This is a genomic window from Muricauda sp. SCSIO 65647, assembly GCF_021534965.1.
Lineage (GTDB): Bacteria > Bacteroidota > Bacteroidia > Flavobacteriales > Flavobacteriaceae > Flagellimonas_A.
Map to the genome: position 1 here is coordinate 3,098,631 of NZ_CP091037.1, position 10,241 is coordinate 3,108,871.

The window sequence follows — 10,241 nt, forward strand, 5'->3', positions numbered from 1 at the left end:
TCTCTATTTCAAAAACGAGTGGGCGAAGGGCCAAAAAGAACAGGTAAGTCATTGGATCTGATAAGAACATCACTCTGTTAGTTCTTCGAACAGCCGAACCCAACTATCGGATATTTTATCTATCGATAGCTCATTGACGAACTTCTTATTGGCTTCTGAAAGCTCTCGTCTTTTCTCATTGTTTTTTAAGAGAGACACGATTTTTTCAGCCATTTTGTCACAATCGAAAGCGGGTATCAAATAGCCATTTTCATCATTTCTGATTATTTCATTTGGCCCTGTGGGTACATCAAAGCTAAGTAGTGGCAGGTTACTTGCCATCGCTTCGAGCAATACCATCGGAAATCCCTCAAACGAAGAGGTCATTACGAATAGGCTATATTGGGCGTATAAGCTATAGATATCATTTGAATGGCCCTTCAGAACCACTTTTCCATCGAGTTTTTTTTCTGAGATTTTCTCGCGGATATATTCCTTAAAATCACCTGATCCATAGATGTGCCATTCATGGTCTGGGCATTCGTCAAAGATTTTTTGAGCCACATCAAGAGTAAGTGAATGAAAGTTCTTTGATTCATCAAGTCTTCCGACACTGAGTATTTTTTTTGAGTTGATACTGTAACCATTGTCGAGCTTTAAAATGACCCTATCAAGGGGATTATAGATTTGTACCACCTTTTTCGCTTTTGTCTTCTTGAGGTATGTACGCCTATCGGCCTTTGTAAGGGTGACTACGGCATTGGCGAAATAACTTGCCAATTGTTCATTGAGATTTTTAAAGGGTACTCTATACCCCCTAAAGCTTGAGTGCGACCAATAAACCAATTTGGTTTTTTTATATTGAGATGAAAGTACCCCCAATAAACCCATGTTGAAACCACAGACCACAAGAATGTCTAGGGCATGAGTATCGATTTTGTGCCTAAGGCCCTTAAGGGCTTGCGACAATCCACGAGCCATGCTTTTAGGTCTGTCCAACAGGTCATGCACCAAGAGTTGCTCATTCCAATGAAACCCACCATCCATCTTGCTGGGATGAAAGCTGAACAAATGAATCTCATATTGCCCTTTTTGCACCAAAGCATCGCTTACAATTGACGTCACCCGGGGAATACCCCCTGTTTCATCAACCTTGCCGAGCAAAAAACCGATTGTTAACTTTTTCGACATAGTTATTGAATGCAAGCATGATTGAACCAATAAACAGCCTTGTCAAACTTGAACTGACCGGAATAATGGGCAGAGGCATGTTTACAGAATCATTTTCAATTAAAATAGTGCCGATACCAATCGACAAAGTTTTTCACACCTACCTCGATGGGGGTGTTCGGTCTGTACTGATAATCCTCGACCAAATCATCGACGTTGGCCCAAGTGTTTTCAATGTCACCAGGTTGTAGTGGCAGCATTTCCATCTTGGCTTTTTTGCCCAGTTGCTTTTCTATCTCCTTGATAAAATCGATTAGGTTAATCGATTGGGTATTGCCAATGTTATAGATTTTGTAAAGCTGATTGGTTTCTTTGCGTTCGGTGACATCTTGTGTCAGTACTTGTACCACTCCTTCCGCAATATCTTTGACATACGTGAAATCTCTTTTCATGTGGCCATGGTTAAACACCTTAAGGGGTTTGTCATTGGCAATGGCATCAGTGAAGAGAAACATGGCCATATCTGGTCTTCCCCATGGACCATAGACAGTGAAAAAACGGAGTCCAGTAGTGGATAATCCATATAGATGACTATAGGTGTGGGCCATGAGTTCGTTGCTCTTTTTGCTGGCGGCATATATACTTATGGGGTGATCGACATTGTCGTGCACCGAAAACGGAATCTTGTCGTTCAAACCATACACGCTTGAGCTACTGGCATAGACCAAGTGTTTTATCTTATGGTTTTTACAACATTCCAAAATATTTAAAAAACCAACAATATTGCTATCTATATAGGCCCTTGGATTTTCCAAACTGTAACGGACCCCCACTTGGGCGGCCAAGTTGCAGACCACATCAAAGTTCTCTTCCCCAAAAATTTTTGATAGAGAGTTGCTATCATCAAGAGATGATCTGACAAATGTAAAATGTTCACCGTGAGCAGTGCTTTGCACTTTTTTCGAAAACATCTGGGCTTCTTTCTCAGGAATGCCCAATTGGCTCAATCGATCGAGCTTCAATTGTGGATCGTAGTAATCGTTGATGTTGTCAAGACCGACAACCACATACCCTTTGGCCAACAAGAGCTTGCATAAGTGAAGACCAATAAAACCTGCTGCTCCAGTGACCAATATTTTCATTTGCAGCTATATTTCATAAAGTCGAAAATTCCTAAAAATGAGTCGTAAGCTTTTATGATTGTCCAATTTTATAAAAATGAAAGCCCATTTCGGTCATTTCATCTTTGTCCAATAAACGCCTACCATCAAAAACAAAAGCTGGCTTGAGCATGTTGGAATGTACTTTTTTCCAATCGTAGTCCTTGAATTCATCCCATTCTGTCAATATTGCAATGGCATGGGCGTCTTTTGTAGCCTCGATTGGGTTTTTGGCTACTTTTAAAAGCCGTCTGTTCTCTTCGGGGCCACGGGTCTCAAGATAATCTAAATCGGCGTATATGTTTTCTTCAGATACTTTTGGGTCGTACACCACGACATTTGCCTCTTCATCAAGTAGCGCATCGGCCACATATATGGCAGCTGATTCACGGGTATCATTGGTGTCTTTTTTAAAGGCCCAACCATAAAAAACTATTTTCTTACCAGATACGGTATTATAAAGTGTGGTGACAATATTGTCGGCAAATCTGCGCTTCTGGTAATCGTTCATAATGATTACTTGCTCCCAATAATCCGCAACCTCTTGTAGACCAAAGCTTTTGGCAATATAGACAAGGTTCAGAATATCTTTTTGAAAGCAAGAACCACCAAATCCGACAGAAGAGTTCAAAAACCTCGATCCGATTCTGCTGTCAAAACCAATGGCCCGCGAAACCTCGGCCACATTGGCATCAGTCTTTTCACAAAGGGCAGAAATGGAGTTGATCGAAGATACCCGTTGTGCCAAAAAGGCGTTGGCCACTAGTTTTGACAATTCTGATGACCAAACATTGGTTTGAAGAATACGTTCTTTGGGCAACCAATGCTCATAGACCCAACTCAACGTATCTTTTGCTTCCTTTCCTGAAGGAGTTTCATCTCCACCGATAAGTACCCTATCGGCATTAAGTAAATCTTCGATAGCCGTACCTTCTGCCAAAAACTCAGGGTTTGATAAAATTTCAAACCTGACCCCTTTTCCCGTATTGTCTAGAATACTTTTCAAAGCTTCAGCAGTGCGTACGGGAAGTGTTGATTTTTCAACCACTATTTTATCTTCTTGGGCCACTTTGGCAATATTGCGCGCGCAGAGTTCTATGTTTTTAAGATCAGCGGCTTGCCCTTTGCCCTTGCCATATGTTTTTGTGGGTGTATTTACAGAAATAAAAATCATTTCGGCTTCGTCGATACCCTTGTCAACATCAGAAGAAAAGAAAAGATTTTTGCCCCTTGTTTCTGCCACGATTTCTTTTAGGCCAGGTTCATAGATGGGAAGATTGTCTAGGTTCTCATCATTCCACTGAGCAATTCTTTTCGCATTTAAATCTACCACAGTAACCTGTATCTCTGGACATTTATAGGCTATCACAGACATGGTCGGTCCGCCGACATAACCTGCGCCAATGCAACAAATCTTGCTTATTTTCTTCATCATATTGGTTTTGAGAGTGCAAAGATTAAAAAAATATAAGTGGCGGGCACAAGCTTACTGAACAAAATATACAGTCTTACAAACAAATGGTACAAGAAATGTATGCGCACAGAAATTCTTTTCTATCTCCGTTCATTTAATCGATATTTTTAAGGGTTTAACGATTATTGGGTATGCAAGCCGCGTTGATGGTTATTTTTGACCATGATATTTACTAAAGAACCCAAATTTTGATGACCAAGACCCGTATATGGTTATCCTCTCCACATATGGGAGGCACTGAAGAACGCTATGTCAAAGAAGCTTTTGACACCAATTGGGTGGCGCCTCTAGGCCCAAATGTTACTTCGTTTGAAAAATCACTCGAAGACTACATTGACGGTAATCTTCACGTAGCGGCCCTTAGTTCTGGTACAGCTGCCATTCATTTGGCCCTTGAGATTTTAGGAGTTTCCCATGGTGATGAAGTCATCTGCCAGAGCATGACATTCTCGGCATCTGCCAACCCGATTACCTATTTGGGCGCAACCCCAGTTTTTGTCGACAGCGAAAAAGTAACATGGAACATTTCACCAGAACTTCTCGAAAAGGCTATATTGAACAGGATTTCAGCGGGAAAAAAGCCTAAAGCCATTGTTGCGGTACATCTGTATGGAATGCCTTATCAAATTGAGGAAGTGGCTGAAATTTCATGTAAGTACGATATTCCCGTAATAGAGGACAGTGCAGAAGCACTGGGCAGTACCTACTATGGTAAAAAATGTGGGCAATTCGGCAATATCGGTATTCTATCCTTCAACGGAAACAAAATCATCACCACTTCGGGTGGCGGGGCATTACTTGCAAAAGACCCTGTCATAAAACAACGCGCAATTTTTCTGGCTACGCAGGCACGAGATGATGCCCCGCACTATCAGCACTCTTCAATTGGCTATAATTATCGCATGAGTAACGTGTTGGCCGGTATTGGTCGTGGTCAAATGGAAGTCATAGATGATCGCGTTGCAGCAAGAAGGGCAAATTACAACTATTATAAAGCTCATTTAGGAAATTTGAAAGGAATCACATTTTTAGATGAACCTGCCAGATTTCATAGTAATCGCTGGTTGACCTGCATCTTAACCGATGCTTTTGAGACCAGGGAAAAGTTACGCATGGCACTTGCAGAAGAAGATATTGAATCTAGACCATTATGGAAACCGATGCACATGCAACCGGTTTTTGAAAAATGTCCGAACTTTGTCGATGGAACGGCTGAAGATTTGTTTGTTAGGGGATTGTGCCTGCCCAGTGGATCAAATTTACTGGAAGAAGATTTGGAAAGAACGGTTTTCACACTAACCAAAGCGCTACAGCAATGATAAAAAACTACTTGTTGAGACATGCCAACCGTTATGCCTCAAAGTGGCTGGTACTGTTAATCGACGTTCTCATTATTGGACTGGCTTTTGTGATGTCTTATATCATCAGGTTTAATATGACCTTAGACTTTGATGTAGAGAAACTTTTGGTACAACTGCCCACAATCATGGTCATTTCGACCTTGGCTTTTTTGGTTACGGGATCTCACAAAGGATTTGTAAGACATACTGGTATAAAAGACGTTTACAACTTGTTCAACGCCATCTGTCTTTCAAGTATCTTGACCATATTCTTGGTGATTTTCAACAGACAACTAGATGTAATCGAAGGGTTTACAATTCCTCTTTCCATTATCATCATTCATAGCTTGATCAGTTTTATTGCCCTTACCGCTGCTAGGTATGCTTTTAAGACACTGTACGAGAGCATGACCAGAAAAATAAAAACGATTAAAAATGTGTTGATTTATGGTGCTGGCGAGTCGGGTATTATTACCTATAACGCTTTGATAAGCCATACGGCCAGCAATGTAAAGGTGATGGGGTATATCGATGATGATAAAAAGAAAGTCGGTAAGACCATCAATGGTATAAAAGTATATGGAAGAGATATCTTAAGCGAATACTTTTTGGCGAGTAATAATATCAGTGAGATTATCGTCGCTATTCATATTATTGATAATCATAGGCTACGATCAATGGTCGAAGGTCTGGTCGACTTTTCTGTGGAAGTCAAGATAGTACCGCCTGTGCAAGATTGGATCAATGGAGAGTTCAAGGTTTCCCAAATCAAAAATGTTCAAATCGAAGATCTTTTGAATCGAATGCCCATTAACATCAAAAAATCAAAGGTTGCCAATGAGTTGAAGGGGAAAAGTATCATGGTTACCGGCGGAGCGGGATCAATTGGTAGTGAGATAGTTCGCCAAATTGCCAATTATGAATATAAATCATTGATTATTATTGATCAAGCGGAATCTCCACTGTATGATCTGCAACAAGAATTGAAGCAAAACGGTCACCATAATTTTATACCGATAGTGGCAGATATCAGGGACAAAAATCGAATGAACATTTACTTTGAAGAACACAAACCTGATATTCTTTTTCATGCTGCGGCCTACAAGCATGTACCTTTGATGGAGTATAATGCCTATGAGGCTATCAAGATAAACATTGGAGGCACCAAGATAATTGCCGACCTTTCATTGACGCATAATGTGGGCAAGTTTGTTTTTGTGTCAACCGATAAAGCGGTAAACCCTACCAATGTCATGGGTGCTACCAAACGTATTGCAGAGATGTATATCGGCTGTATGCACCTAGAGGGCAAGACCAAGTTTATTACCACACGTTTTGGCAATGTATTGGGGTCTAATGGGTCAGTTATTCCTCTTTTTAAGAAGCAGATAGAAAAGGGAGGACCCTTGACCGTTACCCATAAGGATATCACCCGGTATTTTATGACCATACCAGAAGCCTCACAATTGGTATTGGAGGCAGGCGCCATGGGGCAGGGAGGTGAAATTTTCATCTTCGATATGGGTGAATCAGTCAAAATATTCGATTTGGCAAAGAATATGATCAAGCTTTCAGGTCTTCGATACCCAGAAGACATCGACATAAAGATTACTGGGTTAAGGCCAGGCGAAAAGCTATACGAAGAGCTTTTGGCCAATGGCGAGAATACACTACCAACCTACCATAAAAAAATTATGATCAGCAAAGCCCGTGATCTTGATTATGGTTTGGTCAGGTCAAAAATTGACGAGCTTTGTGTCTCTAATATTTTCTTCAATGAAGATACGGTCAAGATTATGAAGGAAATAGTACCAGAATATGTTTCCAATAACTCCAATCTTAGTAAGTTTGACAAACAAACCAAAGATTCCAAAGAAGAGGGAAAAGAAAAAATATTACAATCTTGACCTTTATCCAGCCAATCACATAACACTATCTATAATGAAAACAAATTCTTTATTTTCAAGATTCTCAATGTTATTGATAATCTTGTTATTGGGCTCGTGCGCTTCAAAAAAGGACATTGTCTACTTTCAAAATGCCGGTAATTTTGAGACCTTGGTCGATAGAAACAGTTTTACACCAAAGTTCAAGGTAGACGATGTAGTGAGCATACATGTTTCTACATTGAACGAAGAGGCCAGTGCGCCCTTTAACTTATTTCGCGGATCAAGAACATCAGGTACGGGAATCACTCCCCAAAGTGTCGACTATTTGGTCGATCAGGCAGGAGAAATAGATTTTCCTGTCATGGGAAAAATAAAGATTGCCGGATTGTCACCTGAAGAGGTCAGGGTTTTATTGAGAGATCGTCTTTCAGAGTATTTGAAAGATCCCATCATCAACATTCGGTTGCAGAATTTCACCGTGACCATATTGGGCGAGGTAAATAGACCTGGCACATACCCGGTAAATGGTGAACGGATTACCATTTTAGAGGCACTTGGTTTAGCAGGTGACCTGACCATCAAGGGTCAGCGTGAGAATGTAATGGTCATTCGCGATTTTGATGGTACGAAGGTCTATAATAGAATCGATTTGAGAAGTAAAGAAGCCATGGATTCACCGGTCTATTATCTCACCCAAAACGATGTGGTCTATGTCGAGCCCAATGAATCAGCTGTCACTTCCTCTCAATTGGATAACCGGGCCAGTATTTGGGTATCGATAGGGTCGGTATTGATAACATCGGCCGTAATCATTTTGACTAGAAACTAAGAGATTTTTTGATTTCGAAATTATTTAATGCCTGATGGGAGAAAACATTGATTTAAAGGATTTAATAAGATCCTACACCAAACATTGGAAATGGTTTGCACTTTCCGTTTTTGTCGCCCTGAGTTTGGCATATCTTTTCTTGAAATATACGACACCGCTGTATTTGGCCGAAGCCAAAATTAAGATTATTGAGGATGAAAGCGCCAGTGGCGGTATAGATCTTTTTAAAGAGCTCGATATTTTCTCTGGATCACAAAATCAGGTCGAAGATGAAATTGAAATCATCAATTCTCGATCAAACATGATTGAAGTGGTCAAAAAACTCGGCCTGAACACACAGGTAATAGCATTGGGCAATATCAGGGATAGTGAGATCTATGTGAATCCACCTGTCAACATTAATTTCATAATGGCCGATTCATTGTTGAACAAAGCTGAATTTGCTTTTTATCTTACGCCCATATCGACCACCACCTTTCAATACAAAGAAGACGAGGGTGAGCCTTCAAAAGCCTATGCCTTCGGCAAAAATGTTCGCACGCCCTTTGGTGATATTGTGTTGACACCAAACCTTGAGAATTTTGAGCGTTTTATCGACAGAGACCTTATGGTTATCGTTTCACCGGTAGGCAATATGGCGCAGTATTATGTAAATCAAATAAATATTGGAGCCGCTGAAGAATACTCAAATATCGTTTTTATTTCTCTTCAAGATCCAATCAAAGAAAAGGCAAGAAACATTCTCGATGAATTGATAAACACTTACAATGCCAATGCGATTAAGGATAAAAAGGAAATAGCTGACCGAACGGCAGACTTTATCAACGAACGAATTGCAGACATTTCTTCAAACCTTACCTCGGTTGATCAGACGGCCGAAGATTTTAAGACCCAAAGTGGGGTGACCGATATTGCCTCAGAGGCGAACATCAACCTGAATGTGGGTGCTGCAAACCGACAAGAACTTGCCAGCGCCCAGACACAGTTGCAAATTGCGGCTTCTATGAAAGATATTGTTGACCAACAAGAAGGGTATGAGGTTTTGCCTTCAAATTTGGGTTTGTCCGATCCAACAATCGCAAATGCTACCGAACAATATAACCAATTGGTTCAACAAAGAAACCGCATGTTGGAAAGCTCAAATGAAAAAAACCCGGTTATTCAAAATCTTGATCAGCAATTGAATGGCTTAAAACGCACTATGCAGGCCAGTTTGAACAGCACTGTCAACAATTTAGGGCTACAGGTTAATACCTTGAGCGGTCAGCAGGCCATTATACAATCAAAAATATATTCTGCACCAGGTAAAGAACGGGCCCTTAGAGATATAACACGACAACAACAAACTACTGAATCACTTTATCTCTATTTGTTGCAGAAAAGGGAAGAGGCGCAAATAGCGGTAGCTTCTACTTCACCCAAGTGCAAAATTATTGATATGGCCCACAACCCTACAGAATTTCCGGTATCGCCTAGAAAGTCATTTGTATATCTAGCATCTTTCATTCTAGGACTTTTGCTGCCTTTTTCTATCATCTACGTCAACAATTTGATAGATAACAAGATTCACAATATGCACGGTCTTGAAAAATTGGTAAAAGGCGTGCCTATTTTGGGCGAGATTCCCAAATTGAGCAAAAAGGAACAAAAACTCATTGTGAAAGATGACCGTTCAATACTGGCTGAGGCACTCCGTATTCTGAGAACCAACCTTGATTATCTCATTAAAACGAGGCAGTCAAAGGGCGGGGGCAAAAATAATGTCGTCTTTATTACCTCAAGTGTTTCTGGCGAAGGAAAAACGTTTATTTCGTCAAACATGGCCATGATTTTGGCAAGTACGCATAAGAAAGTATTGTTGATTGGGGGCGATATCAGGAATCCCAAAATCTATTCTTTTTTTACCGGCGGGCAGGTAGATAAATTATCAGGTCCAAAAAGAGGTAAGGATGTAGGGCTTACTGAATATATCTTAGATCGTGACTTGACGATGCGTGATATCACCAACACCATGTTGGTCTATGAGAATGATATCGATGTCATCTACTCTGGTAGAATACCACCGAACCCTGCCGAACTGCTATTGAGTGAGCGCATGAAATCGCTCATACTGCAAGCATCTGAAAAATATGATTATGTACTTGTTGATACAGCTCCTTTGATGGTGGTGACCGACACCCTTCTAATTAGCACTTACGCAGACCATTTGATTTATGTCACACGTGCAGATGTGACCGAGAGTAGGGCGGTTGAATACCCTATCAAACTTCAAGAAGAGGGAAAAATCAAAGGGCTATGTTTTGTGGTCAATGATGTGAAGACATCAGAGTTGGGCTATGGTGGTAAATATGGCTATGGCTATGGGCGAACTACAAAAAAGTGGTGGAAACTTTAACCACT

7 protein-coding genes are annotated in these 10,241 nt (G+C 40.6%); 4 read left to right on the forward strand and 3 right to left on the reverse strand.

What is annotated here, in order from left to right; all coding sequences use genetic code 11:
* Positions 1-69: 69 nt before the first annotated feature.
* The 3 genes from L0P89_RS13860 to L0P89_RS13870 form a co-directional block, all read right to left on the reverse strand.
* Complete coding sequence (locus tag L0P89_RS13860; protein ID WP_235265711.1) at positions 70-1,170, reverse strand: glycosyltransferase family 4 protein; 1,101 nt, start codon at positions 1,168-1,170, stop codon at positions 70-72.
* 95 nt (positions 1,171-1,265) lie between these two features.
* Positions 1,266-2,291 (reverse strand): NAD-dependent epimerase/dehydratase family protein, encoded by a 1,026-nt coding sequence (locus L0P89_RS13865; RefSeq protein ID WP_235265712.1) that lies wholly within the window; start codon positions 2,289-2,291, stop codon positions 1,266-1,268.
* 52 nt (positions 2,292-2,343) lie between these two features.
* Positions 2,344-3,741 carry a nucleotide sugar dehydrogenase gene (locus L0P89_RS13870; protein WP_235268047.1) on the reverse strand — a complete coding sequence of 466 codons (1,398 nt, stop codon included), beginning with the start codon at positions 3,739-3,741 and terminating at the stop codon, positions 2,344-2,346.
* Between the two features lie 233 nt (positions 3,742-3,974).
* On the opposite strand from L0P89_RS13870, the gene L0P89_RS13875 reads away from it, so the two are divergent.
* Genes L0P89_RS13875 through L0P89_RS13890 form a run of 4 tightly spaced genes read left to right on the forward strand, consistent with a single transcriptional unit; the run spans position 3,975 to position 10,236 of the window.
* Positions 3,975-5,102 carry a DegT/DnrJ/EryC1/StrS family aminotransferase gene (locus L0P89_RS13875; protein WP_235265713.1) on the forward strand — a complete coding sequence of 376 codons (1,128 nt, stop codon included), beginning with the start codon at positions 3,975-3,977 and terminating at the stop codon, positions 5,100-5,102.
* Positions 5,099-7,030 carry a polysaccharide biosynthesis protein gene (locus tag L0P89_RS13880; RefSeq protein ID WP_235265714.1) on the forward strand — a complete coding sequence of 644 codons (1,932 nt, stop codon included), beginning with the start codon at positions 5,099-5,101 and terminating at the stop codon, positions 7,028-7,030. The genes L0P89_RS13875 and L0P89_RS13880 overlap by 4 nt, the downstream gene beginning before the upstream one ends.
* Positions 7,031-7,064: 34 nt before the next feature.
* The gene (locus tag L0P89_RS13885; protein WP_235265715.1) at positions 7,065-7,841 is read left to right on the forward strand and encodes a polysaccharide biosynthesis/export family protein; all 777 of its coding nucleotides are present in this window, start codon (positions 7,065-7,067) and stop codon (positions 7,839-7,841) included.
* A 34-nt stretch (positions 7,842-7,875) separates the two neighbouring features.
* The gene (locus L0P89_RS13890; protein WP_235265716.1) at positions 7,876-10,236 is read left to right on the forward strand and encodes a GumC family protein; all 2,361 of its coding nucleotides are present in this window, start codon (positions 7,876-7,878) and stop codon (positions 10,234-10,236) included.
* The last annotated feature ends 5 nt before the right edge of the window (positions 10,237-10,241 follow it).